The sequence below is a fragment of the Bacillus sp. REN16 genome (assembly GCF_020731355.1).
Taxonomy (GTDB): domain Bacteria; phylum Bacillota; class Bacilli; order Bacillales; family Bacillaceae_L; genus Ferdinandcohnia.
In genome coordinates, this window is sequence record NZ_JAJFZK010000002.1 from 374,598 (window position 1) to 399,806 (window position 25,209).

Below are 25,209 nucleotides of genomic sequence, written 5' to 3' on the forward strand. Positions count from 1 at the left end.
CCTAAGTACAGATATTATTTTCTCTCAACTAGACCAAAACCCACTCCAGTTGGATCCACTAAATAAGCCAAATAAAACTCATCAAATTCCATTTTTTCACGGACAATCATCGCTCCGTTATCGACTGCCCTGGTGATCGTATCATCAATCGAATCAACCTCAATCTGAATTCTGGTACCATGGGGATAATCATGTGGACCTTTGCTTATTCCACCTTGAAGTTCTACTAGACCAGCGCTTTTAATAGGCCAAAATCCCCAATTCGGATCTCCGGTTTCCCACCCAAAAACGGTTGAATAGAATTGAACTGCCTTCTCAGGGTCTTGGCTACTCATTTCAAAACCTACGACTCTTGCCATTTTCATCGCTCCCTTATTTCATGATCCAAATTGCCTTAGTATACCCTATTCTCATACCTGCTCGTTCCATGTTATTTTGGCTAACAGAACCAAATCTTGCCTGACCTACAATCAGCCTGCAATCTTTTTCCAGCGCTTTTTGCATTCGCTGATCAATTAATGCGGTTTGAATACCGTGATTACGAAAATCCGGTAATGTCGTGGCAGCAGCTAGGGTTCCGACGCCGTTTTTGGTGAATAAAACTCCAATTCCTGCAGGTGTATTATCTATACTTGCAAGATAGAATGTCCAATCAGTGCCGTAAAGTACTTGATTATTTTGGGCAACTCCTTCTCTTAAAAATGCTGGCATCCCAAAGCCTTTTGTATAGATTTCAGCGAATAAATCAAACTCATCTTTATGTAACTCACGGATCAAAATTTTTGAATGATTGCTGGTTTGGGATAGTGAATCTGAATACAGGGTTGTATGAAAATCATGCTGGTAAAAACCCTTGTTGCTCAAATATGTAAGTAATTCCGAAGAAACATGCCCAGGTGTTAATTCAAATCGAACTGGAATGTCCTTTTGTTTGTAAAATCGGATGATTTGTTCAACATAGTCTTCATCTCCATCCGATAAACCCTTTACTGTATTGAACGAGGGTCCCGGAATGTTTTTTACTGAAAAGGCTGTTGCATTTCCAAACTGTACAATTTCAACGTCCATTGGATTTCCTTCGATTGCCTGTATCGCCTTCAGCCTTGATTTCAACACCTCGATTTCAGATGTCTCCAAAGTTCGGGCTAATTTTTTCGTTACGACCACTATGCCTCAACCTTTCTGCATACATAGATCATTTGATGGCTGTCTTCAGTCAGCGGTGTTTCATGCCAATCCTTGTAAACGGCTAAAATCTCAAATCCGTTTCCTTTTAGAAGCCGATCCATTTCTTGAGGGTATACATATCGCAATTTGATATTAGTTTTCTTTTCATCTATCATTTTTCCATTTTCATCTTTTTGTCTTCTAATGGTCATGTAATGTTGAACCTGCTGGATTGTGTCATAGTTACTAATTGTGTATACATCTACCATTTTTCCCGTTTCATCCTTGTAGCTTCGCCAATATTCCTCGGTAGCCGGTTGAAGCAATTCATCCGGACTTGGAAATCTTGTGCCGAAGATGAAGATCCCCTCTTGTTCAAGGTGATTATGGACAGAACCTAGCAGTTGATCCTGTTCCTCGTTGGTAAGGAAATGCTGAAATGAATTTCCCACAATATATATGAGCGGACTCTTTACTCCTAATTGAAGATTTGTACAGTCTTGTTCCATCCATTCGATGTTTAGATTTGTTTGTTCTGTTTTCCTTTTTGCCTGGGTCAGCATACCTTTATGAATGTCTACCCCAATCAGGGTATGTCCCGCTTCCGCGAGGGGAATGGTTGCTCGTCCTGTTCCGCACGCTAGATCAATGATCGGGCCGTTCACTTTTAACGCCCATTTTTGTAGTAGTTTCACGTCATCTTGGAAAGGGTCGTTTTCTTGATCGTAAAGAATCGGATTCTCGTATTCCTCAAAATTATCTAATTGGTTCATTCTGTTCTCCTTTATTAATTGGTTATATTCCTATTTTCCACATTAAGGTATTAATTTCCTTCTATTTCTGTAAGCAAACCCTTGATTTATGGTAATATTAAAAAGGAAATGTTATCTTGAAATTGAAAGGCTTGGTTTTTATGGTAAAAACAAAGAAAAAACGAGTACTAACAGAAATTAAACAACTTATTATGATTACCATTGGGGCACTTATCGCCGGCTTTGGGTTAGAATTATTTTTAGTGCCAAATGATATTTTGGATGGAGGGGTTATTGGTCTTTCCATCATTGCATCGAAGATATTTGGTGTCCCAATGAGTATCTTTCTTATTGTTTTAAATATCCCGTTTTTGCTTCTCGGATACCGAAAAATGGGAATAAAGTTTACATTACATACATTGTTTGGTGTTTTAGTCTTATCGGCATTTACTGCTTATTTGCATCATTTTGAACCAGTCACAGATGATTTATTTTTAGCTACCGTGATTGGTGCGGTTATATTAGGAACAGGTGTCGGTTTGGTTATCCGGACTGGTGGTGCATTGGACGGTACTGAAATTCTTGCGATCATTGTAAGCAAGAAACGACCAGTGTCTGTTGGACAAACTGTTATGGTCATGAACGTGTTTATTTTTATCCTTGCTGCATTACTCGTATTCAGCTGGGAAACAGCGATGTACTCAATTATTACCTATTATATCGCCTTTAAAATGATTGATATTGTAGTGGAAGGTATTGAAGAATTAAAATCAGTGACGATTATTTCAGATTCGCCTGATGAGCTAGCGAATGAATTGAATAAAGTGATGGGTCGTGGCGTCACCTTTCTTCATGGTGAAGGAGCCTATACAAATGAACCTAAAAAAATTATTTATACCATTGTTAGCCGGATTGAACTTTCCACCCTTAGGGAAATTGCACATGAAATTGATCCAAGTGCTTTAATCGCAATCGAAAATATGGCAGACGTGACAGGCAGTAATTTTGGAAATGGGGAAGGACATTAAAGAGGAAGCATGGTTACGCCATGCTTTTTTTATTTGAATCAGCTTCTAATTTATCTGTGTGTTTCATATATTTGTCCAAAAGCCATGAAGGACGGATATCATGAAAAGTTCTGGATATGAGCCACCTTTTATTTCAAGAATTGCCTTTATGTTTTTCTTTATGGTAATCATCTGTTTCGCAGTCGCTTCAAGCATATCCTCTATTAAAAAAGATTCGATCCATTTTCGGCAATTCGATATTAATATTCGAAGTCTGCCTAACGAAGTTTTTGTTCAATTGCTTGAATTTGAGAATGGCTATTTCGGACAATCTTTAAACGGGGAACTAGAATCTTTCACGAAAATGGTTGTAGAATCAACTCTTCAATTTAATTATGGGGATTTGCGAAGCTTTTTCGGTAATGAACTACCTGGTTTATCGATGTACCACACTGAAATTCTGATTCCTGGTGAAGGTACAGATTTCACCAATCTTCCGTACGAATCAGCCCCGCCTTTGGATGTTCTGCTTCAAGAGAGGGAAATGGCTCAACAGGAATTGGAGGAACTAAATAAGGATGATTCGAAAACACCGCCTGTGAATCTGGTAACTGATAAAAAGGTGTTAATTTATCACACTCATAGTTATGAATCCTACTTGCCGCTTCTAGGGCTTACTGGTGATCCCGATATGGATAAATCGGCTGATTCGAAAACGAATATTACGCTTGTCGGTGAACTTTTAGGGAGTGAACTTAAAAAGCACGGGGTTGGTGCAGTAGTAGACACAACGAATATTGGGCAAGAATTGAAGAAAAAAGGGTGGGGAACGCCAAAGGCTTATGCCGTTTCACGCGGGATCGTCCAATCTGCAATGGCAAGTGACTCCGAGATTGACTTCTTAATCGATATCCACCGTGATGGTGTTCGAAAAGATTTGACGACTGTTTCCATCAACAATAAGCCATATGCTAGGGTTTTCTTCGTCGTAGGAAAAGCAAGTCGTAATTTTGAAAAAAGCTATGCATTAGCCGAATCCTTAGACACGGCAATAAAATCACAGTTTCCAGGAATCAGCAGGGGTGTGATTGCAAAAGGACTAGATCAAGGGAATGGCGTCTATAATCAGGATTTAGCGGAAAACTCTATACTCATCGAGGTTGGTGGAGTCGACAATGATATGAAGGAATTAAAAAATACAGTTGAGGCACTTGCAAAGGTGATTAGTGAGCATATTATCGATGCCGAGAAGGTGAACTCGTCTCATGAGTAAAGAGTTACTCTTTTGGTTATTTTGGCTATTTGCCTCAACCCTGTTTTGCTTTTTTTACCTGCCCTTCGGCTACACCATTACGGCATTTCTGGCTGGGATTGCGATGTGCTGCAAGGCGTTGATTAAACAATCGATTGTGGAGAATGAAAAACAGCGGGGTTAAAGTTTAAACGAGTTTCCTTCAGATGTGCAAGCAAGTAAATAACAAGAGAAACACATTACAATTCGTACAGGAATTCTAATGTGTTTTTTTATTCTCACCACTAATAGTAATTAATATCATTCTAAATAAATTTCTGTTGTATTCGATAGAATTCTTGAATATGTTGTCTGTTTATTTCCAATAACTCTTCTTTCCCATTTTCAAAAATCAATTGAATTTTATAAATAGGGTCTTGGGATTCGTGAAGATAAGCAACTTCGGTAATTTCGTCCCATTTATAAACATCTTCGGACATCTGCTTCTTAAAAGTAATATCGTTATTTGAGATAAGTGTATAGTTGGCGACACTGGCGTAATAACCTGTCCCAATCGAAGCTACCAAAAATAAGATCCCTATATAATTCCATATTTTATTTTCAACTATCATACCAATGCAAAATAAAATAAAAAAACCAAAAGCTATAAATGTAAAGATGTTCGAAATAAAAGGCGTCAATACTAAAAAGGTCCCGCTATGTTTGAAGAGAACCTGCTGCACAAGATTAGGTCCTATAAATCCAGATATTACACCCACGATTGTGCTGATGATCAAGAGAACTACCCAATATGCCTTATTAATGTTTTGTAGCATTTTTTCTCCTTCCCTATGTAAATTGTTTAATATTATTATTTACGAATAATAATATTAAAGAGTTTCATTTTTCAAATAATATAATTAAATTCTGAAAACATTTCGCCTTTCATATTCCTTAAGCAGCTATTAATTAGATGTTTTCAAATGAAAAAGAACTTGGGATACAAACTCTTTTCACATGTGATTTTTACTATTAGACTTTTTGTGATTTTAATTGTTTTGCACCCCATAAATAAACCTGTTACTGATAGCTTCTATTATTTTTGTTTACCTACATTGTTTGAGGCTTTCTTTTTCCGAAATACTTTTATGTATTTTTACTTTGTTAATTTGAACGTCATGTTCTGGAGTGTCTGTTAATTTGATGATGATTCTATCAAAATGTCCATTATGATGCCCTGAATAATTTAATGCACTCGCGTAAACAATATGTCTTCTCGTATCACCCTCAATCCTCTCGATATTATCGATTCTTGGGCACGAAATAAAATCGGAGTATGCTTTATCAAGGTAAGTATAATATCTGGCATACAAGGTTTCCTCCAGTAAAACGTCATGACGAGGTCCTTCAACCTCGTATTTCCAACCTACTACAAGCCAATCTTGAAGCTCGGGTGCCTTAAAAAGAATTTTTTCTTTATTTTGTGAAATTATAACCTCACCACTTGTCGGTACACAGTACTTTGAATCTCCCTGAAGAGTACAATTGAAAACAGGTTCGATAGTTGCAATGTCACCATTTCTCATTTTCAATGTTAAAGAGATTGGATTTTTTACTAAATTCATCTTGTTAGATGCTACTTCCACTTTTTTTGCGGAATTAATCCATTCTACGACTTTCCTCATTACTTTTTCTTGGTATCCATCATTAATTGAAAATTCACGAAAACCTTGTGGATTTTTTACTTTCATAGATACCACATCATCCCCTACGTTGAGTGGTTTTACTTTCGCACCAACAACAGCATTATTAGTCAATAAGCCGATCATTAAAACTAAAAATATTGTCTTTAAATTCATAGAAAGTCCTACACCCCTTGATGTTAAGTTGTAGATATTTTCCCCTTTAGTACTTGGTACATACAAAAAGCGCTGACCATAAAGTCAACGCGGGTTTGTATTACTATTTACCTGAAGATTGGCACCTTTTTTTCTCCACCCTTTAAAAGATAAATAACAAGTACTGAGTGATGGTCTTACAAGAGTTAGTAAAGATTTTCGTAGATTTCAATCAGATTGCCAGCCGGATCTCGGAAATGCGCAACCTTCAGCATCCAGTCCGCCTGCTCATGCGGTTTTGTGATGAATTCAAGTTTATCTTTCATTTTTTCATATGTATCCTCTACACTTTCTACTTTAAAAATCAAAGTGGTTTTGTCCTGATTCCGTGCTAAATGTGTGTATTCTGCCCCAATCGCCGCCATCATTTGTTGTCTTTCAAAAAGTCCAAGCTTCACCCCACCGATACCAGTGAAATCAGCATATCGAGAGTGTTCATCTCCCCACGATACCTCAAAGCCTAGTACGTCCCGGTAAAACAGGAAGCATTCCTTATAGTTATCTACCAATAGACGGATATGTGTTAGGTTCATTTTATTCCTCCATATATTTTTTAGATTCTTCAGGTATTGCCCCTTCATTGATCCACGTTTCGACCATGTGATTAAAAAAATTTGGCCTTGCCATGGAAAGCCCGTGTCCCATGTTTGGAATGAGGACACCTTTAGCATGTTGGTTTGCTTTTACGAGATCTTTGGCTGATTGTTTCATAATCGACTTTTCTTTTTCACCCACAGTCACCAATATGTTTGTGGTAACCTCTTTAAAATTTGCCGGGATGGTAAATGACATATTTTCTTCTAATACACGGGTAAGGGCATCGGCTGTGATTTGACTGCTTTCTTCATAATATTTTTCGAAATCATTGTCACTAACATATAACGTTTTTGCTTGAAGTTTGGAAAACCATCTTTTTTTAATGAGTGGAGCTGATAGTTTAATAGTCGGTTGAATCCATTTCATTGCATAAGTCATCGGTCGAACAAGAGCGCTATTAATGATTGCACAATCGATTAAATTGGGTTTCATGCTTAGGAGCTGCACAATAATTTGAGCACCTAAGGAAAAGCCAATCAGGATTACTTTTTTCCCGTTTGATTTTTCTTCGATTAAGTTTACGACTCTTTCTGCACTGTTTTCGATTGAAAATGGAATTGCGATGCTTTTTCCATGACCAGGCAGGTCTGGAACGAGGCAATGGAAATGAGAGAAATAGTGAACCTGCTTGTCCCACATCCAGCCACTTACACCGCCGCCATGCAAGAAAACCATCAGAGGCGCACTCGTATCACCGTATTCTTGATAGTGAAGATTCATTCGTAGTTACCTCACTTAATTTGTTTGTTATTTCCATTATATGTTTATCTGAAGTTTCCGTCTAATTATTGTATTTTGTTTAATGGCCATAAATTTAATTTAATGGCCGAAAATCTTTTTTATTGGCTATAAAATTTTTTTATCAGCCGTATATTTTAATTATCAGCTATAAATTGATTACTAGGCTAAATTTTCAGCAAAGATTCCGTAAAGATCTCCCTCATTTGTTTAAGTTACTGTCACTATTTAAAATTTACTGTCACTAACTTCAATTTAGTGTCACTAATTCAGGAATACTGTCACTAACCTCAAAGCCCCAAGGAATTTCCTTGGGGCTCACACTTTATTTCACTGGTATCCAAATTTCTGAGTAATAATTAGGTTCATATGCGTTTCCAGCTGGGTACAATTCAAATTCTGCTGTACCTGCAAATTCATATCCACTTGACGGAAACCACTCCGAGTAGATTTTTTTCCACGCATCCTGCATCGCATGTGGCATCGCACCATGCACTTCGAATACAGCCCATTTTGACGCAGGAATATCTAGCGTATCAAACTTTCCTGATTGCCCATCTACGTTTTCCACTGCCACCCAATAATCGATTTCTCTGGCGTTTTGCCCACTTACACAAACTCCTAAAATCCCATTAATTTCGCCGTTATTCAGTGGAATTAATGAATCACATGTACCATCGGAATTCACTTCGTCCCATAACTTCGGAATTCTGCGTAGATGCTCATCATTCACGCATGAAAAATTGCGCTTTACTCCTCCTGCTTTAAATCCTTCCTTCTCAACAATTCGATATTTCACTGGATCTGCTCCTTTCAAACTCACCTGGATGACCAGGCGGCTATATGATTGCAGCTTTCCAATCCCCTTTCGGACATCGCTTGGGGAAACTCCATGCTGTTTCCGAAAAGCCTTTGTAAAAGCCTCGGGAGTGTCGTAGCCATATTTGTAGGCTAGATCAATAATCTTCGTTTCTGTTTTCGTTAATTCTTCTGCTGCAAGTGATAACCGGCGCCGACGCAGGTAATCCCCCACTGTGATGTCTGTTAAAATCGAAAATGTGCGTTGAAAATGAAACGGTGACGCATTTGCATGACTGGCTATCTCTTCGATTGAGACATCCTCAAGCAGGTGGTCCTCCATAAAATCAATGGCGCTTTGTAATGATTCTAGCCAACTCATTCTCCCTCACTCCTTACCTCTATTCTAAATGTGACACATTCTTCTATCCTGTCATTTTGTGCTTAGTTAGGACAGATTTTTAATAAAAAAGCTACGGGTGTCATTATGAGTGAGTTTGTTCGCAACTTTATGTTTTTCCAAAAATTGTACGTCCGCGATTTCTTCATCAATAGGCGACAATTTTTCAACATCGCCTATAAATTCAACTAAAAACATCGTTGTCTCTTGTCTCTTAAATCCGATTTTTCTTTGAATTTTTTCGGGAAAGTCAAAGCAAATTCTCTCTTCGAACTCCTTAATCATGAAAAAATCAGTCGAGCCCGTTTCCTATTTAAGTTCGCGAAGCAACGCATGTCGAGGTGATTCATCAATGTCTTCCATTCCGCCTTTGATGAAATCCCACTCACCAGGTATTTTTTCAGATCCGATTTTTATTTTATGTACGACCAAAAATTGATCATCCTTGAAGATGATTGCCCCAACCGCTTGTCTAATCATGAAAAATGAGGCTCGCTTCCTTCATTTCCAACCAGTTGTACAGTTTTATAATTTGGCTCTCCCCCAAACACAAATAAATGTGTACCTGACATTTTATCTTCAGTCCTTTTTCGAAAATGATAAGATTTATATGTATTTCGATAATAATGGTCAAAATCCTTTAATAAATTTGAAACGTTTTGCATGTCTGGTTTCTCTAACTATTAGAAGAAAGGAGGAAGAGTTTTGACTATAAGTAAACTGGTCGCAAAGGCGAAAAAGGGAAATAACCGTGCTTTTCAAGAATTGATTGATACCGAAAAAACAAAGCTTTATAAAATGGCCTATTTGTATATGAAGAATGAGGACGATGCACTTGAGGTGTTTCAAGAAACCGTTTATAAAGCCCTCACCTCGATTAAAGATCTAAAAAATGATACATATTTTTCAACTTGGATAACTCGGATTTTGATTAATACTGCGATTGACCAACTTCTCAGAAAAAAAAGAGTGATTCCAATGGAACGGGATTTCCTTGAGAACAAAGCTCCTTCATACACAGATAAGCAGGTTGATTCCGACTTATTGAACGCAATTAAAGGATTAGATGAAAAATATAAAACTGTTTTAGTTTTACGGTTTTACAAGGACTATACCATTAAACAAATCGCCGAATTCCTTGATTGTCCAGAAGGAACTGTAAAAACAAATATACATCGTGGCATTGCTCTATTACGTGATCAATTAAAGGAGGTCATTGTGAATGAATAAACAATTCCCTGAATTTAATAAAGAGCTGGAAAGCATTCCAGTTCCCGTTGAGAAGCTTGATGACATTATTCAACAAACCATTCATGAGCATCGAAGACAGAAACCCAGACGTAAAAAGATCGTACTTACTACAATCGGTTCAGTTGCAGCAGCATTTATTCTGTTTTTAGCATCAGCCACATTATCACCGACTTTAGCCAAAGTTGCTTCTGAAATTCCTTTAGTCGGAACCTTCTTCAATGAAACTGGTGATGAAGGGCTACAGATTGCCGGAAGAAGTGGGCTTACTCAAGTAGTTAATCAGACAGCGAAAGACAATGGCGTGACACTGACAATGAATGAGATTTTCTATGATGGCACGCGGTTAACATTTGGCATTACACACGAGTCACTCATCGCAATTGGCGATATTGAACGACCTACTATTTTAGTGAACGGGAAAGAGATAAATTTTAGTTCAGGTAGTACAGGCACATTTATCACTCCATCTAAACATGAAATAGTGATGGATATTAACCCGACAGAAGAACTACCGGTAGAATTTGATATGAAGGTCATCATTGATGCTGTCGGGCTAATGCCTGGTAATTGGGAATTTGAATTTCCGGTGAAGCAATCAAATGAAGTAACAGTTATTCGACCGGACTTAACAAACATGATTAATGATTCAGAAGTGAAAGTAGAGTCTGTGAAGATCGGGCCAGCTGGAACAGATTTAGCTGTTCAAGTAAAAGTAGAACCTTCCAATACAAAACTGGATCCTTATATGGATTTAAATTTCGTGATAATCGATGATCAGGGTAGAGTTCTAAGAAGCCTAAATGGCAGTGGGCATGGTGAGACTATCGACGGAGTTGAGGTTGCAAATCTAGATTATCTTTATACGCCAATTAAAGATGGAGTGAAAAGCCTGAAGATCGTTCCTTATAAAATTTCAATTGAAAAGGGTACTTTTGAAGAGCTTTCTGTTCCATTAAACAAAACACTTCCAGTTGAAATAAATCAAGGTGAGGCAGGAAAAATTACGGTCACAGATGTTGAATTCCTTGACCAAAAAACAGTCGTTTATTTTACGGTAGAAAGTGAATTTCCTTATGATGATAACTTGACCAGGAATCGAACATGGTTAGAATCGGAGGATGGCAAGGATCTATCCTTCCCGGAGAATCCTTTAGCCAAACGAATCGAAGGACACTTATTTAGGCAGGAATTTAAAGCTGCGAAAAATACAAACGTTAAATTTAAGGCTTATGAAATTCCGAACCCAATAATGTTTCAGCCTTTTGAAATTACATTACCGTAAAAAGAAGTCAGGCCAATTCAGCCTGACTTTTCATTATTCATTATCAGCAAGTGAATTTCTGTCAACGGCATGTGGTGGCTTCTCAAACCATCCTTCATCAATCATAAGATTGGTACCATCTTCAACATATCTTCCAATATCTAGGATGAATTTACTAAACAACAATCCAAGGTCCCGTCTACCGTTAAGCGACATTGCATTCGCATATGACCGAATCTTCATCGAAAACATATCAATTTTATGGAAGGTCATTAATTTATCTGAGAATGGCGGAATTGTCGATACCCCTACTAAATCATCCAGTAATGGATGACCAGGCAGATTCTCTTCGTGAAGTTTTGCCAAACAATCTTTAATATGGTCCATCGTAATTTCTTTTCCGCGGAGCATGAATTCCTTCACCTTTTTTCGGTCCGCTACCTGGCTAAACCCCATCAAGAGTCCTTTACTCGCGACATTGTTTTCAAGGTTATCCTGTAGGTGAGCAATTTCTAAAGCATGAAGGGGTCTTACGTCTCCAAGAAAACCAGCTAAATAGCTTTGTTTTTCCACAAAACTTACTTCTTTCGGAATTGGAATGACTGGTGGTTTTGTTAAAAAACCTTTTTCCTCCATCGTTTCATTTAGAGTTACTAAAAACTCTATTGTATTCTTATCTATGTTAAGTATCAGTTCTCTAACGTCTTGACGCATCATCATAGGAATCGCAGTAGAATAAAGGCTAAGCCCTGCTTTTGCAGTATACTTTAAATAATGAAGGTAAAATTCATCTGCAAACAACCTAGGGGCATCGAGGTTAACATCCTTCTTCACATCAAATCCAATTGGTATTGGAAAATTATCTTTATTAAAGATCCTTGTAATCTCCATTATTATTTTTTCACTGAGGTTTTTGGCTTTTTTTAGGATTTCCATTATGTCAGAATCCTGACAATGTTTTTGATAATAAGTTAACACGCAAATGGCCATTGTATTTCCCATATACACCGCCCACAGCTTACCCATCTCAGCTGAAGTAAGTTGTTCATCGCTGGATTTCATATCCAAACTCCCCTTCGCTTTTTTATCTAGTATCTTGCAAGATAAGCGGTAGTATTCAAAAATGTAGATTCCTGAAATATTTTTCGACAAAAAATATAGGATAATTTTTTATTTTGCGGTTGTTTCATCAAGGTTTGAGACGCCACTCTATTTGTTCCAATACATTCTGTGACAAAGTTCAACATTCTGGTTTTTTTTTACATTTGCATTCATGAATTCAATGATGTACTATACAAATACAAGCTACATTGTACGTAATCATAATAAAGTTTAACCTTTGAACTGAAATAGGGAGTTTAACATTGAAGCTGGAATGGCAGGCCTTCGTCCATGGCGACTTGAAGGACATACAGAAACGTTTCTGCAAACACCCACTTTGAGGAGTGGTGGTTTTAAACTTTCTTAGGGTATTACGGCAATTGTGGCTTTTCCTAATTACCGACCAATCCATTTTCCGTATGGGGAGTGGATTTTTTATTTGTTTGTTATATGTCTTGACCTTTGTCGTGAATTCCTTTTATAATTAATTTCTGTAGTATTGTAAAATTTGATCATGTCCCAGTAGCTCAGTAGGATAGAGCGACAGCCTCCTAAGCTGTAGGTCGTTGGTTCGATTCCAATCTGGGACGCTACATGATAGCCCTCACTTTTGTTGTGATGGGCTATTTTTTATGCAAAGAAAAAGAGGCCTTAAGCCTCTACACTTCCTTTGTCTTCGTTTCTTTTTCAGCAAATGCTGATACTCCTTCAGTAATGACACGATCGGTATCAAGATAGGGTTTTCCTCGAAGTGCATGATTTGAAAAGATTTCAATGCTTTCTTCCTTTGTATCCTTCGGCAAACTGACCACCTCCAACGATGGAAATTTTCAACATTAGCCATATTGTTGGCAATCAGCCTGATGTTCATTCATTCTTCCATTCTAAAAATTCCAAGCGGTTTCCAAACGGGTCATATGCATAAAAGCGATTGGCACCTGGAAGATTGTTGTCTCCGATTGTGCTCACGTTGTTGTTTTGAAGATGCCGTTTCAAAGATGTAAGATTCTGTATTTCAAAAGCTGGATGTGCCTTTTTCGCAGGTACAAATGGTACCTCGATGCCGATGTGAATTTGCACGAAGCCGTAGGTAAACCAAACTCCGCCATTTTTTCGAAGTGTCTCCGGCTTTTCGACTTCTTGGAAGCCTAAAATCGTTGCATAAAAGTCGCGCGCTTGATCTTCGCTCCCTTTTGGTGCCGCAAGTTGGATATGGTCGATTGCTCTTATTGTAAAAGTCATTTTAATCCCCCTAGTTGGTTTGTTACTTTCATCGTACTCTATTTCGGGGGATAACTAAATTTGATTAATTTTATGTATTTGTATAAGTTTTCGTTATTTGTCCGGATATGTCTCTTTTAAAAATTTTATGGATTGAGTAATTAGCTCCTTCAGCACATTTACATCAATATCCGCCATTTTGTTGATATAGACACAGGACTTTCCTGATGTATGTTTACCAAACTTTTCGAGTAGCCCCTCACGTTTCGTATCCCCAGTTGCAAAATACAAACTAATTTTTGCCTTGCGCGGTGAAAAACCAACAAGGGGCGCATCCCCCTCATGGCCGGTCGCATATTTGTAATGGTAGGATCCAAACCCAATAATACTTGGCCCCCACATTTTTGCTGGATACCCCGACGTTTCTGTAAAAAGATCTAACAGCTTATAGGCATCTTCCCTCTTTTTTAAATTGTCGACTTTTTCGATGAATTCAATGACACTTGCGTCGTTTTCTTTTGTTTTTAATTCGTACATATTTTTGGCCTCCTTGGTGGTAGTAGGATTGACATGATTAAGTAATTCAAGACATTGTGGGGGGATTCCTGCTTAAAATAAAAATTGACGGGAAGCTTGGCTTTCCCGTCTGTCTATATTCAATCTAATGTAACATTAATGGTCTCATCGATAAAAGTTGTAGTAGTGTAACCATCAATTTTCAACATCAAATTTTCTACCTTATTACTAAATAGTTCAATTTGATGACTTGTTGTAAAAATACGTGGCTGTTCTAATTCTGACATGCGATAGAATTCTTTAGCATCGTATTTTTCACCATCTTTATCAACAATATATCCATCTACATCAATCGTGGATCCGGTACAACATTCTTCATTTTCGTTAAGAATTTCATAATTGAAGATTTCATACTGCCGATTCTTTGAAAGTTCTTCCGTCATATGAATTTTTGTCGTTTCTCCAAATTCAACTTCTTCAATCGAGATTTTATTATTCAAGTATTCAAAGGTTTGTGGCATACTCTTCGTTATATCAATCGTGAAACTTTGAGGTTTTTCCTTAAAGTATGAAACTGCCCCAAAATGAATTTCCAGTTCCTTTGGCTGATCGAAATAGATTGAATTAAATGTTTCATTTACCCTCTGCATGCCACCAGTTTCCTCACTGGAACCACTTACACCACTAAGGGGATCTAAGTATATTGATTTCGTTCCACTTTCAATCTCTTTGATTTGAATGTTCCGGATTTTTTTATCATCATGACCATCCCTATAACGATACGATAAAATCGTTGTTGTTGGGGCAATTGTTAATTCATCTAAGAAAACAGGATTGCCATCTACCTCGGTCTCGATATTAAGTTCGTGAACGATTGCCTTATGTTTTTTTATAGGTATTTCAAAATACCAATCACCGTGTACAAATTCTCCTCTTTCATCATTCCCTAATGTGCCTGGATTCGATGGATCATCGACTACTTTTTCAACCTTATTGAGCTGGAATTTAATAACCCCTTCCTCCTCACTCATCGGCATGGCACCTAATCTACCTGCAAAGACATGGTTCTGGTTGGAGTACATGTGAAACGAACTGTTAAAGGGTGTATCAGACACTGTTAGATATTGATTCTTCCAAAACTGTTGTTGATTATTTATCCTGATCCCTTGACTATAATTGATCATAAATTTTTGTTTTTTGGATAAATCCTCAACTTCATAATAGATAAGAGTTTGAATGTCATCAGCCACAACACTTTTTATGGTGACTTTGATTCCATTACTTTCTGCAATTAGGTTCAGTTGTTCACCGAGTCCTTGTTCAATGAGCTGTTCGACTTGCCTTGTTTCCTTATTACTTAAATCCTTATACCAATCAATGAATGTTGCAAATCCCTCAGTGGCAACCGCTGTTCCTACAAATAAGGTTAAAAATAGAGCAGCAACCAGACCTCCGATAGTCGTACGTTTCATTTTCTTACGTCTATTATTTTCAGTGATTTCTACCTTCGTTCGAACATTTTTCATAAAATGATCTGGTGGCTTAATAGATTCTGTTTTATCATCTATCAATGCTATCATTTGTTCTATTTCTTTTGCCTCTTGTTGACATGTTTCACATGTTTGCAAATGGGAATTGACCTTTACTGTATCTTCTTCATCAAGAATACCCTCGATGTAGCCAACGATAAAATCTTGAACATCATTACATTTCATGTCCTTCACCACCTTCGATTGCATTACGGAGTAGTAACAATCCCCGATATATTCGGGATTTCACCGTTCCGATAGGGACCATTAATATTTCTGCAATTTCATCCTGGGAATAACCCCTAACGTATTTCAGAATAATAACTTCTTTGTACTTTTCATCTAATTTTTCTAAGCCATCGAACACTTGAATTTTGGTTTCAAACTCACTCATATCTTCTAAAACTCCTATCTGTTCCGCGGCCTTTCGTTTATTTTTTCGATATAGATCCCTGCATTCATTAATAAAAATCGTAGTAACCCACGTATCGAAATATTTATCCTCTTTTAACTGTGAAATCTTATCGTGAACCTTTAGGATGGTATTATGAAAGACATCCTCCACATCGTGATGGTTTTTTAAATATGCCCAGCCAATTTTATAAAACTTTCCTCTTCTAGAATCAAACCAATCTATAACAGCATTCATATCCTGCTTTTTGATTTTCCTTAGTATAATTGCATCCGTAATCATCGTGGCCACAATGTTTTTTCTCCTTCCCAGGCTGCCTCTTTACAATTAGAGTAAGAAGCATTAGAAAAAGTTCCATAATAAAGTAATTTTTCTATTTTTAGTATACTTGTAGATTAGGGAAAGTTGAGGATTTTCTATTCATTGGGTGGCAAGTGGTAAACTCGGTGCCTTTGGTCGCCATCATATTTGAGGTTTAATGATTTTAGGATGTTTTTCGCGGCAGTTCTTGACTTCAGATTAAGAAATTCCCGTAATTGTTGGTTTGTAATTGTGTTACCAATCAAGAGTGCATAGTCTTCAATTGCATCATGATAAGCTGAATTCGAGGAAAGCTTGCATGCTGGGCAATGCCATAATCTCTCCGAACGTACCATCGGAAGCCTTCCACATTTCGGACAAAACACTCCTTTTATTAGTGAGGCTGGAGTAATCCCAAAATGTTTCAGAATATCTTCGTCATGAGGTGTATGATGCTTTAATAGTAACTTTGATAGTTTTTGAATTTGCTTTTTATCAAAAACATCTTGATTGTTCCTTTTCTCATACAACTCAATCTTTTGGATAAAACTCGGGCTTTTGATTACTTTTTGGTAATGCTTAAAATTTGTGCTAGCATCAATTATCGTGTTTGGGTTTGTGAAGATAACTAAAGTTTCAATTGGAATGGTGGGAATTTTGAAGGTTTTTAGAATCCTGTTAAGCTGCTGCTGATGTCTGGTGATTTGGGCAACAGGACATTGGTACGATTTTCTTGTATCTTTGTATGTTTGGATTAGTTGATCAAACTTTCCGTCAAAATATAATTCTCCTCGATAATGTTTTGCGTCGATAATTAAAATGAATGTGGGACTAATTAAAAGTATGTCTATTTCAAAGTAGTGCTTGCCGGAGATATCGGGTAGACGAAGATTGTGGAAGATTAAGTAGTTTTTTTCTATTAAAAAGGTTAAGTAGTACTGTAAAGATTGTTCTCCACGGTATCCTGCCATTCTTCTACCATACTCATCGCTAATTTCTTGGTATCTTGGATAGGTTTCTACCAATCTTTTAATTAAAGCTTTTAATTTCCTTACCCTACGTGGAATTTTTAGTTCTTTTTTGTTCATTTAGTTTGCTCCTTTGATATTTAATACATCAATTTTCTACAAATTAAGCGAAATTCCTGCAATAATTCAAATTTTTTTTTAAAGGTTTCTTTCTTATGGTTTTTATTTTGATTCTATGGTTTTTATTTCAAATCTGTGGTCTTTATTTTAATTCTATGGTTTTTATTCCAAGTCTATGGTTTTTAGCAAAAAACAAAGGTTAAATCTTAACACCTCTGCTTAAACTAAGGACACGATGTAAACGGTAGGAGGCGTGTATAGTGGAGAATGGATTGTCGATTTTTGCACTGGGCGGGATTAATGAGATTGGAAAAAATATGTATGTGTTGCAATATGAGGATGATATTCTTGTCATTGATTGTGGGGGAAAGTTTCCGGATGAGAGCTTGCTTGGGATTGATCTGATCATACCGGATCTCACTTACTTAGAGGAAAATCAGGAAAAAATTCGCGGGTTGCTAATTACGCATGGGCATGAGGATCATATTGGCGGGATTCCTTATTTTCTAAAAAAGCTTAATGTGCCGATTTATGCAACACGGTTTACGCTGGGATTAATTGAGTTGAAGCTGACCGAGCATCGTCTTCTTGCGGATACCGAGCTGTTTCCGATTGACGCTGAATCTAAGCTCGACTTCGGAAAACTGATGGTTTCCTTTTTTAAAGTCAATCATAGCATTCCGGATTGCCTTGGCATCGTGTTTGATACGCCGGAAGGTAAGGTTGTTCATACTGGTGATTTCAAGTTTGATTTGACACCGGTGAATGATCAGCATTCTGACATTCATCGGATGGCTGAAATCGGTCGTGAGGGTGTACTTGTCCTATTATCGGAAAGCACGAATGCGGAGCGCCCAGGTTCGACTCCAACCGAATTAAAAGTTGGACATATGATTGAGGAAGCTTTTATGAAAGCCAGGAGAAAAGTCTTTGTTTCGACGTTTGCTTCGAATATCAGCCGGGTTAAGCAAGTTGTGGAAGCAGCAATGAAGACAAATCGAAAGCTCGCCCTGCTTGGGAGAAGTATGGTGAATGTCGTGGATGTTGCGGTAGAGCGCGGCTATCTCCATATTCCCGATGGCATGCTGATTGATGCCAAAGAGGTGGAAAGTCTTGCACCTGAGAAAGTTTGTATTCTATGTACTGGTAGCCAAGGGGAACCAATGGCTGCGTTAGCGCGTCTTTCAAATTCGAGCTACCGCGATGTGCAAATCCTCCCAGAAGATACAGTGATATTAGCGGCGGGTCCGATTCCTGGCAATGAAAAAAATGTATCACGCATCATTGATAATTTGTTTCAGCTTGGGGCTGTTGTGCTTTATGGAGGAAGCGCAACTGGGATGCATGTTTCCGGTCATGGCTTCCAAGAGGATCTTAAATTGATGTTGACGTTAATGAAACCCACTTACTTTATCCCGATTCATGGGGAATATCGGATGCTTCATCAGCATAAGTCACTTGCTGTTTCCATTGGGGTAGAGCCGGAAAATGTTTTTATCATCCAGAATGGTGACGTAGTCGACGTCCAACATTCGGAGGCACGACAAACTCGGAAAATTCCTTCTGGTGATATATATGTGGATGGTGTTGGTGTTGGGGATGTTGGGGATATTATTTTACGGGACCGTAAGCAGCTATCTGAGGACGGCATGGTCGTCATTATTGTCACGATGAGTAAGAGAGATCAGAAAATCCTATCAGGTCCAGATACGATTACGCGCGGGTTTGTGTTTAACAGGGATTCTGAAAAACTTTTACGTGACACAAACCGGCTTGTGAAAAAAGCAATTCTTGACCTTCAAAGTGAAAACAAATACCAGTGGAACGCAATGAAAAAGGAAATTAAAAAGTCAGTTGGTCAATATTTATTCGCACAAACTAAACGCAAACCGATGATTCTCCCGTTTATAATCGAAGTGTAACCCTCCTGAGCAGGAGGGTTCTTTCATTTCCAAGTTTCATCTAGCTTATCGGCGTAGAACTCGATGGCTCGTTTATACTTCTGAATCGACGTCTCACGCGCCGTCTCAGCTAAACTTTTTAATAGAAGCTCCATCGCCTTCTGATGTCTCTCCAGATTATAAAGAGTCATTGCGTAAAAAGATTTCATTGCATGATTTTCAGGAAAAAGCTCAGTCCCTTTTAACAGAGTCGCCTCGGATTTTTCATATTCTCCGAGCGTCCGATAAGTACTACCTAATCCAAGTAATGCCCCTTCTAAATCTTCATCTTGTAAACCAAGTTCAATTGCCTTTTTATAAAATGGAACAGCTTCTCCCTCTAATCCCAGTACATCAAAACTCCATGCAACTTGATAGTGTATCTGCGGGTCCTCAGGGGACTCCTTTAGTAATCTCAACAGCCGTTCATTCGATTCTTTGAGCCTGCCCTCTTTTCTAAGCTGTAAAGCGGTCTTCATTTTTGATAAGTCTCCTGGTATTCATCAAAATCTAGCACCTCAATCACATCTGACCATTGCAGAACCGTTCCAACAAAGTCATTAATATCAAGGTCGGCCATTTCATATGTCTCACCGTCGTTAGTCGTACCGGTCGCATCCTCAATAAAGGTAACATCATATCCGCGGTCGAAAGCAGAAATAGCGGTAAACATACAGCAAAATTCCGTATTAAAGCCTGTGATAAACACCTGTTTTACACCTAATTCCTCTAAAAGGGACGAAAGTTTTGTATTGAAAAATGAACTTGGGGTTGTTTTTTCAACTACATAATCGCTTAAATCCCTGACTGATTCATGGAGTTCGGAACCTTCAGATCCCCGATATAGCGGACTTTCCTCCACCTCGTCGAAATGACGAACCATGATAACCGGCAGCTTTTTTGCTTTGAAATCCTGAATGATTTGTTGAATTTTAGTAAGTTCCTCCGTAAAGTCTTTAAAATTCACAATCCCGTTTTGTACATCAATCACTAGTAATGCTTGCATTCTCGCTCCCCCTCTTTTTAAACTTTGGACTTAGCTCGCTCCAGACGTCAAATTGGTTGCCATCCGGATCGCTAAATACAAAGTTTTTCCCAGCATGGCCACGATCTTCAATCTCACCGACTAATATATGACGCTCTTTGAATTCTTGATGTAATTTCTCTAGTGCTTGTACTCCATCAACCTCAAAGGTAAGTGAAAAACGTTCATCTCCTTTTTCATCAATGAAATTTGACGTTTGTCCTTCTGATGCAGCAACAAGGAAAAAACTTTGATCCGCCAAATCAAGAATTGCTTTATCCTCATCCATATAGTTCAACATTGCCCCAAGGTTTTCGGTGTACCAGGTCGCCGAACGCTGGACATTCGTAACTGGTAGATAGGTTGTTCCAACACGTAGGAGTGTTTGTGACATTTTAGCGCCCTCCTTTCATATTTTCTATAAATGTGAATGCATTCCTCTTTTTTTAAAAAATCCCTCAATATTGGTAATTCAGCTTTATTTTGTATTATAATTAAAACAAGATTAGGTTTAATCCACAAGGGGGTTCGTTCGATGAATATACCTAAAGAAAGCTATATATCACTTGATGAATTCTACAAACTAAGAGACCAAACTAAAAACCTTTTGGAATATGTTGATGGAGTTGTGTATATGTCACCCTCCCCCTCTACGAAGCATCAACGAATCTCAGGAAGGTTGCATGCTCAATTATTCACCCTATTAGATGGCGGGGATTGTGAAGTTTTCCATGCTCCATTTGATGTTGAATTAACTTCGGAAAAAATGGATGGGACCAAAGTTATCATTCCTGATTTATCAGTTATCTGTGATAAAACTGGATTAAATGAGGATAATTATGTTGGCGTGCCTACATTAATTATTGAAATCATTAGCCCATCTAACCAATCACATGATCTAGTATTTAAATTGAATCTCTACATGCAATACGGTGTGAAAGAATACTGGATTGTGAATCCTTTACTCAATACTGTGCAGGTTTACACACTGGAGAATGACGGTCAGTACCGACAAATGGATATTGCAAAACAAAGTGGTACAATTCAGTCTGCAGTCTTGCCAAGTTTCAAAGTCAATTTAGAAAAACTTTTTTGAATAAACATTTTAAAGCAGGAGAATGAAATCTCCTGCTATTTCTATTCCTTTTCTTCCGTTCTCCCCATCGTTATGTCATCAAATGGCGTGAATTCATTACTGGGCAGTTTTTTCTTTCGAATAATTTTAAAAATAGACAAACTTACGGCTCCAACAATGATAGCCAGAAAAATATAGATCATGGGCATTCTCTCCATTTCACATGGAATTCATTATGTATTGTATTTCTAGTTATGTATTGGTTTTCCTTTATTTTTTGCAAATAAAAAGAAGCCATATCCATTAGGACAGGCTTCAGGTAGTAATTTTCTTAATGACTTGAACATATTGTTCGTACAATGGCTCCCACATTAGCTTGCGGTTTTCCACCTGTTTGCCATCGAGCAACATGCCAATGACATCAAGGCATACATGCCATCCTGCTAAGTCTCTTGGCGTATGGTCGGTAAGCTTTGTGATTGTTTCGATTAAAAGTAGCTTACAACCTTCCTGCTCAGGAGTAAGCTCAAAGCGGACACTGTCGTCTGCCCAGGTGAACTCCAACACAGAGCGATCACTAAAGTCGGTGATGGTCATTTCCTCGAAGTTTCCGTTTCCCATATCAAAAAGGTATCGGCCACCGTTTCGAAGTTCATCGACTTTTAATTCTGCAAACCAAGTTGGCAGCTTATCGTTATCCGTTAGCATTGCCCAAACCTCATCAATTGAGTGGGGGTAATGGCGTTCGAATGTTGCTATGTAGTTTGGTTCATTTTTTGTAAGAGTTGCGAGCATGGTGTACCTCCTAGTTTTAGAATGTCGTGTTAAAGTTTGCTTTCAGATTGTCCCATCCGTATACCGCTTCTTTTAAATTCTTCCCGCCGATTTCAACTTCAAAGGTATTGAGTTTGCGAGCTCCAAGTGCTTCGTAAAATAAACAGGACTTGTTTTCTTCCAATACTAATACTAGCATTGTGTTGAAATCCTTGTCCAAAAGTTGCTTTACAACTGGGATTACTAACTTTTTACCCAAGCCTTGCCCTTGATATTCTTGTAAAATATAAATGGCGTAGAGCTCACCTTGGTAGTTTTCATAACTCCCACTGCGCTCTTTTCCACCGCAAGCAAATCCTGCGATTTCTCCACTGTTATTTTCCGCAACAAGAATATGTCCGTTTGGGATTCCTCTTTCCCACATCTTTTCCCTAGATTCATAGGACAAGCGCTGAAGAAATTCATCAGGAATAATCCCTTTGTAAGTTGTTCTCCAGCTATCGACATGTACTTTGGCGATACCTTTTGCATCGGATAAAATCGCTTTTCTTATTTTCATAATGTCCTCCTATTTCACTTCTAGTGCAAAGGCATAAAATGCATCTCCATTTGATACATTTTCTTCATTTTCATCCATCCACCAAACGCCGTAAGAATAGTAGTACACCCCTTTTTCCTCGGGCGCGGTAAAACGATGATTTTCTACTTCGACTTCGGTTTCCTTGTCACCAGCGTAATATGCGACATGCACTTCATTTGGCATTGGTTCATAATCCATCACAAATGTAATTTCTTCACCAGGCTGCACGACAATCGGATCTTTTCCTTCTAAAAGTGCTTCTGGTCCTGCCGTATCCACACATACACTTTCGTTCTTCGCGCTCCAGCAATAGGTGCCGAGTTTCGTTGGATATGTTTCATCCCCAATTTTCACCATCGTTGCAGGTGGTTCACCGCCAGTTAGATTGCTTGACTGATTATCTCTACAACCCGCAAGCGCAAACAATATTCCAATTAAAAGTACAAGCATCCATTTTTTCATTATGCGTCCTCCAATTGTGCACTTTTACTAAACTGACGAAACTTTCAAAAAAAGGTTACAGATTTTGAAACCAAACCGCTTATTTTTCCGTATATTTGATATAATGAAAGATATATAAAGAAACGGTTTTCATTTTTGTAAGGAGGTCATATGATGACAGGTATTGTTGCGGTTGTGATGGTATTTTCAATTCCACTTGTTGCGATTATTACGAGCCACTTTCAAACACAATCTAAATATAAACATAAAATGATCCAAGACGAGTTAGAGTTAGAGAAGCTAAAGCATAATAATTACTTGCTGGAAACAGAGAAAATGCGCGCGGAGCTTGAACTTATGAAGCTTGAAGCTCCAAAGGATGAATCAAAAATACTCTAAGATAAAGGCACCCAACTTAAGGGTGTTTTTTATTTATAAAGTCATTTATTTCTTTTTTCCCTCTTAGTACAATCACTGTTTTGTCTTGGGATAAACGGTCTAATCTTTCTTGCATTTTATGTATTCTTGGCTTGTAGGTCGTCCAGATGAATTTGATAAATTCCCAATCTATTTTTTCTGTACAGCCGAGATCTGGACGCTTTTTACCAATGTGCGTAACGTAGCGTTTCAATACTTGGTACAGGCACTGATATCGAGGAAGTTCGAGATAGATGATGGTATCAGCCTGCTCCGCTCGAAGTTCGAAGGTTTTACTATAATTTCCGTCGATAATCCAGCTGTCATTTGTGAGGATTTCCTCTTGGGCTGCTTTAAATTCCTCATGCGGCGCTTCGACCCAACCTGGTTTCCAAAAATAACTGTCCAAATGGTGCACGTCAATTCCAGTCTTGTTACCTAATTTTTGGGCAAATGTTGATTTTCCAACACCTGCTGAAATTCCGATAACCATGATTTTTTTCATGCGTTCCCTCGCTTTAGTGGTATTTTTGACCTACTATTTCATGCTATAATTTTACTAGGTTAACAGTTTAAAAAAGGGGTAAGTCAACGTGTATCATTTCATTGCATCCATTCTAAAAGGAATACTTACAGCAACAGGTGGGATTAAGGTTTATAACAAAGAGAAGCTGCCAAAGGATGGCGCCTATGTTGTTGCATGTACACATACAGGGTATATCGATATTTTGTGGCTTGGTGTTTCATTGCTGCCACGGCACATTCATTATATGGCTAAAAAGGAATTGTTCACGAACAAGCTAATTGGAGGCTTTTTAACAAAGCTAAATGCATTCCCGGTTGATCGTAATAACCCAGGGCCAAGTGTGTTAAAAATCCCATCTAGATTACTTTCAAAGGGTGAGATTGTTGGAATTTTCCCAAGTGGAACGCGCACGAATGAGCAAACAGCACTCAAGCAAGGAGCCATTACGATTGCGCAACGAAGCAAGGTTCCTGTTGTTCCCGCTGTGTATATTGGACCAAACACAGTGAAAGAATTATTAAAGTTTAAAAAGGCAAAGCTTATTTTCGGTGACCCCATTTTCATTGCATCACCAGACATGGATGCAAAACAGGCACGCGATCATTTCACGCACGAATTAGAGAAAAAACTAGGGTTGCTTCGTGACGAGATAAAATAAGGTAAGCAAACGCTTGGAAGAGGTTTTCCAAGCGTTTTTATAATTGAAACTTTTCCTTTATCATTTCGGCTACTTCTTCAGCGCTCAAGTTTGTATTATCAATTTTAAGATAGTTTTCAAACGTAATTTCACCATCATATGAATTAAGGCGATGCTTCTCCATCGTTTCTTTAATATCATTTTCCGACCATGCAATATCACGTTTTTTCGGCTTGTGTTCCAATCGATTTGGCGTTTTATTTCTTTCTAGTCTTTCTTCTAAGTCAGCTTCAAGTTCCACATAATATACAGTGGCTCCTCTTGATTCAAAAAGCTCGGAAAGTCCCTTTACATATTCCCAATCGGATTCTAGATTGAACATCCAGACATAGGTGAAAATCATGCCATATAAATCACTTTTTGATACTTCTTCAAAAATTTCCTGACGAAACAGTTTGACGAGACGTTTCCCCTCTTTTGTACTGTTGTAAACAAGCACATTATTTCGGATACCACTTTTCAAATTTG

The 25,209-nt window shown here is 38.0% G+C and carries 33 protein-coding genes, 1 tRNA gene, 1 other RNA gene and 1 pseudogene; 11 read left to right on the forward strand and 25 right to left on the reverse strand.

Features of this window, described 5'->3' with window-relative positions; translation table 11 throughout:
- Positions 1-14: 14 nt before the first annotated feature.
- The 3 genes from LKW28_RS03800 to LKW28_RS03810 are packed head-to-tail and all read right to left on the reverse strand — an operon-like array spanning position 15 to position 1,940.
- Complete coding sequence (locus LKW28_RS03800) at positions 15-359, reverse strand: VOC family protein (RefSeq protein WP_229139007.1); 345 nt, start codon at positions 357-359, stop codon at positions 15-17.
- Between the two features lie 13 nt (positions 360-372).
- Complete coding sequence (locus LKW28_RS03805; protein WP_229139008.1) at positions 373-1,167, reverse strand: GNAT family N-acetyltransferase; 795 nt, start codon at positions 1,165-1,167, stop codon at positions 373-375.
- Entirely contained in the window at positions 1,167-1,940 is a 774-nt protein-coding gene (locus tag LKW28_RS03810; RefSeq protein WP_229139009.1) for a class I SAM-dependent methyltransferase, read from the reverse strand. The genes LKW28_RS03805 and LKW28_RS03810 overlap by 1 nt, the downstream gene beginning before the upstream one ends.
- A 140-nt stretch (positions 1,941-2,080) precedes the next feature.
- Here LKW28_RS03810 and LKW28_RS03815 point away from each other — a divergent pair, with 140 nt between their 5' ends.
- From LKW28_RS03815 to LKW28_RS03825, 3 genes are all read left to right on the forward strand, one after another.
- Positions 2,081-2,947, forward strand: coding sequence for a YitT family protein (locus LKW28_RS03815; protein WP_229139055.1), 867 nt, complete (start codon positions 2,081-2,083; stop codon positions 2,945-2,947).
- A gap of 100 nt (positions 2,948-3,047) precedes the next feature.
- Positions 3,048-4,199, forward strand: coding sequence for a stage II sporulation protein P (gene spoIIP / locus LKW28_RS03820; RefSeq protein WP_229139010.1), 1,152 nt, complete (start codon positions 3,048-3,050; stop codon positions 4,197-4,199).
- Positions 4,192-4,362 carry a hypothetical protein gene (locus LKW28_RS03825; protein WP_229139011.1) on the forward strand — a complete coding sequence of 57 codons (171 nt, stop codon included), beginning with the start codon at positions 4,192-4,194 and terminating at the stop codon, positions 4,360-4,362. Before spoIIP ends, LKW28_RS03825 begins: the two co-directional genes overlap by 8 nt.
- A 121-nt stretch (positions 4,363-4,483) precedes the next feature.
- Here LKW28_RS03825 and LKW28_RS03830 read toward each other — a convergent pair whose 3' ends face one another.
- From LKW28_RS03830 to LKW28_RS03855, 6 genes and pseudogenes are all read right to left on the reverse strand, one after another.
- Positions 4,484-4,993: a hypothetical protein gene (locus LKW28_RS03830; protein ID WP_229139012.1), complete on the reverse strand. Its 510-nt coding sequence runs from the start codon at positions 4,991-4,993 to the stop codon at positions 4,484-4,486.
- A gap of 270 nt (positions 4,994-5,263) precedes the next feature.
- The gene (locus LKW28_RS03835; RefSeq protein ID WP_229139013.1) at positions 5,264-6,016 is read right to left on the reverse strand and encodes a hypothetical protein; all 753 of its coding nucleotides are present in this window, start codon (positions 6,014-6,016) and stop codon (positions 5,264-5,266) included.
- A gap of 185 nt (positions 6,017-6,201) precedes the next feature.
- Entirely contained in the window at positions 6,202-6,588 is a 387-nt protein-coding gene (locus tag LKW28_RS03840; protein WP_229139014.1) for a VOC family protein, read from the reverse strand.
- A gap of 1 nt (position 6,589) precedes the next feature.
- Positions 6,590-7,372 carry an alpha/beta fold hydrolase gene (locus LKW28_RS03845; RefSeq protein ID WP_229139015.1) on the reverse strand — a complete coding sequence of 261 codons (783 nt, stop codon included), beginning with the start codon at positions 7,370-7,372 and terminating at the stop codon, positions 6,590-6,592.
- Between the two features lie 343 nt (positions 7,373-7,715).
- Complete coding sequence (locus LKW28_RS03850; RefSeq protein WP_229139016.1) at positions 7,716-8,570, reverse strand: AraC family transcriptional regulator; 855 nt, start codon at positions 8,568-8,570, stop codon at positions 7,716-7,718.
- Positions 8,571-8,636: 66 nt separating this feature from the next.
- Positions 8,637-9,068: pseudogene (locus LKW28_RS03855) on the reverse strand (NUDIX domain-containing protein).
- Positions 9,069-9,293: 225 nt separating this feature from the next.
- Here LKW28_RS03855 and LKW28_RS03860 point away from each other — a divergent pair.
- Positions 9,294-9,818, forward strand: a complete 525-nt coding sequence (locus LKW28_RS03860; RefSeq protein ID WP_267497856.1) for a sigma-70 family RNA polymerase sigma factor — start codon at positions 9,294-9,296, stop codon at positions 9,816-9,818.
- Complete coding sequence (locus LKW28_RS03865; RefSeq protein WP_229139017.1) at positions 9,811-11,121, forward strand: DUF4179 domain-containing protein; 1,311 nt, start codon at positions 9,811-9,813, stop codon at positions 11,119-11,121. Before LKW28_RS03860 ends, LKW28_RS03865 begins: the two co-directional genes overlap by 8 nt.
- 33 nt (positions 11,122-11,154) lie before the next feature.
- On the opposite strand, the gene LKW28_RS03870 is transcribed toward LKW28_RS03865, so the two are convergent.
- Entirely contained in the window at positions 11,155-12,162 is a 1,008-nt protein-coding gene (locus LKW28_RS03870) for a DUF3231 family protein (RefSeq protein WP_229139018.1), read from the reverse strand.
- Between the two features lie 237 nt (positions 12,163-12,399).
- Here LKW28_RS03870 and ssrS point away from each other — a divergent pair.
- Together ssrS and LKW28_RS03880 are read left to right on the forward strand one after the other, a co-directional pair.
- Positions 12,400-12,594: non-coding RNA, 6S RNA (gene ssrS / locus LKW28_RS03875), on the forward strand.
- A gap of 123 nt (positions 12,595-12,717) precedes the next feature.
- Positions 12,718-12,791: transfer RNA gene (locus LKW28_RS03880), tRNA-Arg, on the forward strand.
- A gap of 69 nt (positions 12,792-12,860) precedes the next feature.
- Here the strand turns inward: LKW28_RS03880 and LKW28_RS03885 are convergent.
- The 6 genes from LKW28_RS03885 to LKW28_RS03910 all read right to left on the reverse strand — a co-directional run bounded on the left by LKW28_RS03885 (position 12,861) and on the right by LKW28_RS03910 (position 17,267).
- On the reverse strand, positions 12,861-13,004 hold the full coding sequence (locus LKW28_RS03885; protein WP_229139019.1) for a hypothetical protein: 144 nt from the start codon (positions 13,002-13,004) through the stop codon (positions 12,861-12,863).
- Between the two features lie 64 nt (positions 13,005-13,068).
- On the reverse strand, positions 13,069-13,443 hold the full coding sequence (locus tag LKW28_RS03890; RefSeq protein WP_229139020.1) for a VOC family protein: 375 nt from the start codon (positions 13,441-13,443) through the stop codon (positions 13,069-13,071).
- Between the two features lie 93 nt (positions 13,444-13,536).
- Complete coding sequence (locus tag LKW28_RS03895) at positions 13,537-13,959, reverse strand: DUF1801 domain-containing protein (RefSeq protein WP_229139021.1); 423 nt, start codon at positions 13,957-13,959, stop codon at positions 13,537-13,539.
- A 119-nt stretch (positions 13,960-14,078) separates the two neighbouring features.
- On the reverse strand, positions 14,079-15,653 hold the full coding sequence (locus LKW28_RS03900; RefSeq protein ID WP_229139022.1) for a DUF4179 domain-containing protein: 1,575 nt from the start codon (positions 15,651-15,653) through the stop codon (positions 14,079-14,081).
- Positions 15,643-16,161: an RNA polymerase sigma factor gene (locus tag LKW28_RS03905; protein WP_229139057.1), complete on the reverse strand. Its 519-nt coding sequence runs from the start codon at positions 16,159-16,161 to the stop codon at positions 15,643-15,645. The genes LKW28_RS03900 and LKW28_RS03905 overlap by 11 nt, the downstream gene beginning before the upstream one ends.
- 134 nt (positions 16,162-16,295) lie before the next feature.
- Positions 16,296-17,267 (reverse strand): NERD domain-containing protein, encoded by a 972-nt coding sequence (locus LKW28_RS03910; protein WP_229139023.1) that lies wholly within the window; start codon positions 17,265-17,267, stop codon positions 16,296-16,298.
- Positions 17,268-17,527: 260 nt separating this feature from the next.
- On the opposite strand from LKW28_RS03910, the gene LKW28_RS03915 reads away from it, so the two are divergent.
- Entirely contained in the window at positions 17,528-19,189 is a 1,662-nt protein-coding gene (locus tag LKW28_RS03915) for a ribonuclease J (RefSeq protein WP_420708801.1), read from the forward strand.
- 23 nt (positions 19,190-19,212) lie between these two features.
- Here the strand turns inward: LKW28_RS03915 and LKW28_RS03920 are convergent, their stop codons facing one another.
- Genes LKW28_RS03920 through LKW28_RS03930 form a run of 3 tightly spaced genes read right to left on the reverse strand, consistent with a single transcriptional unit; the run spans position 19,213 to position 20,625 of the window.
- The gene (locus tag LKW28_RS03920) at positions 19,213-19,686 is read right to left on the reverse strand and encodes a tetratricopeptide repeat protein (RefSeq protein ID WP_229139024.1); all 474 of its coding nucleotides are present in this window, start codon (positions 19,684-19,686) and stop codon (positions 19,213-19,215) included.
- Entirely contained in the window at positions 19,683-20,213 is a 531-nt protein-coding gene (locus tag LKW28_RS03925; protein WP_229139025.1) for an isochorismatase family protein, read from the reverse strand. The genes LKW28_RS03920 and LKW28_RS03925 overlap by 4 nt, the downstream gene beginning before the upstream one ends.
- Positions 20,191-20,625 (reverse strand): VOC family protein, encoded by a 435-nt coding sequence (locus tag LKW28_RS03930; protein WP_229139026.1) that lies wholly within the window; start codon positions 20,623-20,625, stop codon positions 20,191-20,193. The genes LKW28_RS03925 and LKW28_RS03930 overlap by 23 nt, the downstream gene beginning before the upstream one ends.
- A gap of 141 nt (positions 20,626-20,766) precedes the next feature.
- Between LKW28_RS03930 and LKW28_RS03935 the strand changes: the two genes are divergently transcribed.
- On the forward strand, positions 20,767-21,327 hold the full coding sequence (locus tag LKW28_RS03935) for a Uma2 family endonuclease (RefSeq protein WP_229139027.1): 561 nt from the start codon (positions 20,767-20,769) through the stop codon (positions 21,325-21,327).
- Positions 21,328-21,368: 41 nt separating this feature from the next.
- Here the strand turns inward: LKW28_RS03935 and LKW28_RS03940 are convergent, their stop codons facing one another.
- The 4 genes from LKW28_RS03940 to LKW28_RS03955 all read right to left on the reverse strand — a co-directional run bounded on the left by LKW28_RS03940 (position 21,369) and on the right by LKW28_RS03955 (position 23,122).
- Complete coding sequence (locus tag LKW28_RS03940; RefSeq protein WP_229139028.1) at positions 21,369-21,509, reverse strand: FeoB-associated Cys-rich membrane protein; 141 nt, start codon at positions 21,507-21,509, stop codon at positions 21,369-21,371.
- A gap of 112 nt (positions 21,510-21,621) precedes the next feature.
- The gene (locus LKW28_RS03945) at positions 21,622-22,101 is read right to left on the reverse strand and encodes an SRPBCC family protein (protein WP_229139029.1); all 480 of its coding nucleotides are present in this window, start codon (positions 22,099-22,101) and stop codon (positions 21,622-21,624) included.
- A 16-nt stretch (positions 22,102-22,117) separates the two neighbouring features.
- Entirely contained in the window at positions 22,118-22,639 is a 522-nt protein-coding gene (locus tag LKW28_RS03950; protein ID WP_229139030.1) for a GNAT family N-acetyltransferase, read from the reverse strand.
- 9 nt (positions 22,640-22,648) lie between these two features.
- Positions 22,649-23,122 (reverse strand): hypothetical protein, encoded by a 474-nt coding sequence (locus LKW28_RS03955; protein WP_229139031.1) that lies wholly within the window; start codon positions 23,120-23,122, stop codon positions 22,649-22,651.
- Between the two features lie 153 nt (positions 23,123-23,275).
- Here LKW28_RS03955 and LKW28_RS03960 point away from each other — a divergent pair, with 153 nt between their 5' ends.
- On the forward strand, positions 23,276-23,500 hold the full coding sequence (locus LKW28_RS03960) for a hypothetical protein (protein ID WP_229139032.1): 225 nt from the start codon (positions 23,276-23,278) through the stop codon (positions 23,498-23,500).
- A gap of 16 nt (positions 23,501-23,516) precedes the next feature.
- Here the strand turns inward: LKW28_RS03960 and LKW28_RS03965 are convergent, their stop codons facing one another.
- On the reverse strand, positions 23,517-24,023 hold the full coding sequence (locus LKW28_RS03965; RefSeq protein ID WP_229139033.1) for a topology modulation protein: 507 nt from the start codon (positions 24,021-24,023) through the stop codon (positions 23,517-23,519).
- Between the two features lie 88 nt (positions 24,024-24,111).
- On the opposite strand from LKW28_RS03965, the gene LKW28_RS03970 reads away from it, so the two are divergent.
- Positions 24,112-24,702, forward strand: coding sequence for a lysophospholipid acyltransferase family protein (locus LKW28_RS03970; protein WP_229139034.1), 591 nt, complete (start codon positions 24,112-24,114; stop codon positions 24,700-24,702).
- Between the two features lie 37 nt (positions 24,703-24,739).
- Here the strand turns inward: LKW28_RS03970 and LKW28_RS03975 are convergent.
- The coding region (locus LKW28_RS03975; protein WP_229139035.1) for a shikimate kinase at positions 24,740-25,209 on the reverse strand (470 nt) is incomplete at its 5' end.

Excerpts from the sequence above, each read along its gene's own strand:
- LKW28_RS03935 (WP_229139027.1), top strand. The coding sequence starts at position 20,767 with ATGAATATACCTAAAGAAAGCTATATATCACTTGATGAATTCTACAAA.
- LKW28_RS03870 (WP_229139018.1), bottom strand. The coding sequence starts at position 12,162 with ATGAAATCCAGCGATGAACAACTTACTTCAGCTGAGATGGGTAAGCTG.
- spoIIP (WP_229139010.1), top strand. The coding sequence starts at position 3,048 with ATGAAAAGTTCTGGATATGAGCCACCTTTTATTTCAAGAATTGCCTTT.
- LKW28_RS03890 (WP_229139020.1), bottom strand. The coding sequence starts at position 13,443 with ATGACTTTTACAATAAGAGCAATCGACCATATCCAACTTGCGGCACCA.
- LKW28_RS03840 (WP_229139014.1), bottom strand. The coding sequence starts at position 6,588 with ATGAACCTAACACATATCCGTCTATTGGTAGATAACTATAAGGAATGC.
- LKW28_RS03960 (WP_229139032.1), top strand. The coding sequence starts at position 23,276 with ATGACAGGTATTGTTGCGGTTGTGATGGTATTTTCAATTCCACTTGTT.
- LKW28_RS03945 (WP_229139029.1), bottom strand. The coding sequence starts at position 22,101 with ATGCTCGCAACTCTTACAAAAAATGAACCAAACTACATAGCAACATTC.
- LKW28_RS03920 (WP_229139024.1), bottom strand. The coding sequence starts at position 19,686 with ATGAAGACCGCTTTACAGCTTAGAAAAGAGGGCAGGCTCAAAGAATCG.
- LKW28_RS03865 (WP_229139017.1), top strand. The coding sequence starts at position 9,811 with ATGAATAAACAATTCCCTGAATTTAATAAAGAGCTGGAAAGCATTCCA.
- LKW28_RS03815 (WP_229139055.1), top strand. The coding sequence starts at position 2,081 with ATGGTAAAAACAAAGAAAAAACGAGTACTAACAGAAATTAAACAACTT.
- LKW28_RS03800 (WP_229139007.1), bottom strand. The coding sequence starts at position 359 with ATGGCAAGAGTCGTAGGTTTTGAAATGAGTAGCCAAGACCCTGAGAAG.
- LKW28_RS03910 (WP_229139023.1), bottom strand. The coding sequence starts at position 17,267 with ATGAACAAAAAAGAACTAAAAATTCCACGTAGGGTAAGGAAATTAAAA.
- LKW28_RS03905 (WP_229139057.1), bottom strand. The coding sequence starts at position 16,161 with ATGATTACGGATGCAATTATACTAAGGAAAATCAAAAAGCAGGATATG.
- LKW28_RS03900 (WP_229139022.1), bottom strand. The coding sequence starts at position 15,653 with ATGAAATGTAATGATGTTCAAGATTTTATCGTTGGCTACATCGAGGGT.
- LKW28_RS03835 (WP_229139013.1), bottom strand. The coding sequence starts at position 6,016 with ATGAATTTAAAGACAATATTTTTAGTTTTAATGATCGGCTTATTGACT.
- LKW28_RS03925 (WP_229139025.1), bottom strand. The coding sequence starts at position 20,213 with ATGCAAGCATTACTAGTGATTGATGTACAAAACGGGATTGTGAATTTT.
- LKW28_RS03830 (WP_229139012.1), bottom strand. The coding sequence starts at position 4,993 with ATGCTACAAAACATTAATAAGGCATATTGGGTAGTTCTCTTGATCATC.
- LKW28_RS03810 (WP_229139009.1), bottom strand. The coding sequence starts at position 1,940 with ATGAACCAATTAGATAATTTTGAGGAATACGAGAATCCGATTCTTTAC.
- LKW28_RS03965 (WP_229139033.1), bottom strand. The coding sequence starts at position 24,023 with ATGAAAAAAATCATGGTTATCGGAATTTCAGCAGGTGTTGGAAAATCA.
- LKW28_RS03930 (WP_229139026.1), bottom strand. The coding sequence starts at position 20,625 with ATGTCACAAACACTCCTACGTGTTGGAACAACCTATCTACCAGTTACG.
- LKW28_RS03950 (WP_229139030.1), bottom strand. The coding sequence starts at position 22,639 with ATGAAAATAAGAAAAGCGATTTTATCCGATGCAAAAGGTATCGCCAAA.
- LKW28_RS03845 (WP_229139015.1), bottom strand. The coding sequence starts at position 7,372 with ATGAATCTTCACTATCAAGAATACGGTGATACGAGTGCGCCTCTGATG.
- LKW28_RS03825 (WP_229139011.1), top strand. The coding sequence starts at position 4,192 with ATGAGTAAAGAGTTACTCTTTTGGTTATTTTGGCTATTTGCCTCAACC.
- LKW28_RS03850 (WP_229139016.1), bottom strand. The coding sequence starts at position 8,570 with ATGAGTTGGCTAGAATCATTACAAAGCGCCATTGATTTTATGGAGGAC.
- LKW28_RS03895 (WP_229139021.1), bottom strand. The coding sequence starts at position 13,959 with ATGTACGAATTAAAAACAAAAGAAAACGACGCAAGTGTCATTGAATTC.
- LKW28_RS03940 (WP_229139028.1), bottom strand. The coding sequence starts at position 21,509 with ATGATCTATATTTTTCTGGCTATCATTGTTGGAGCCGTAAGTTTGTCT.
- LKW28_RS03955 (WP_229139031.1), bottom strand. The coding sequence starts at position 23,122 with ATGAAAAAATGGATGCTTGTACTTTTAATTGGAATATTGTTTGCGCTT.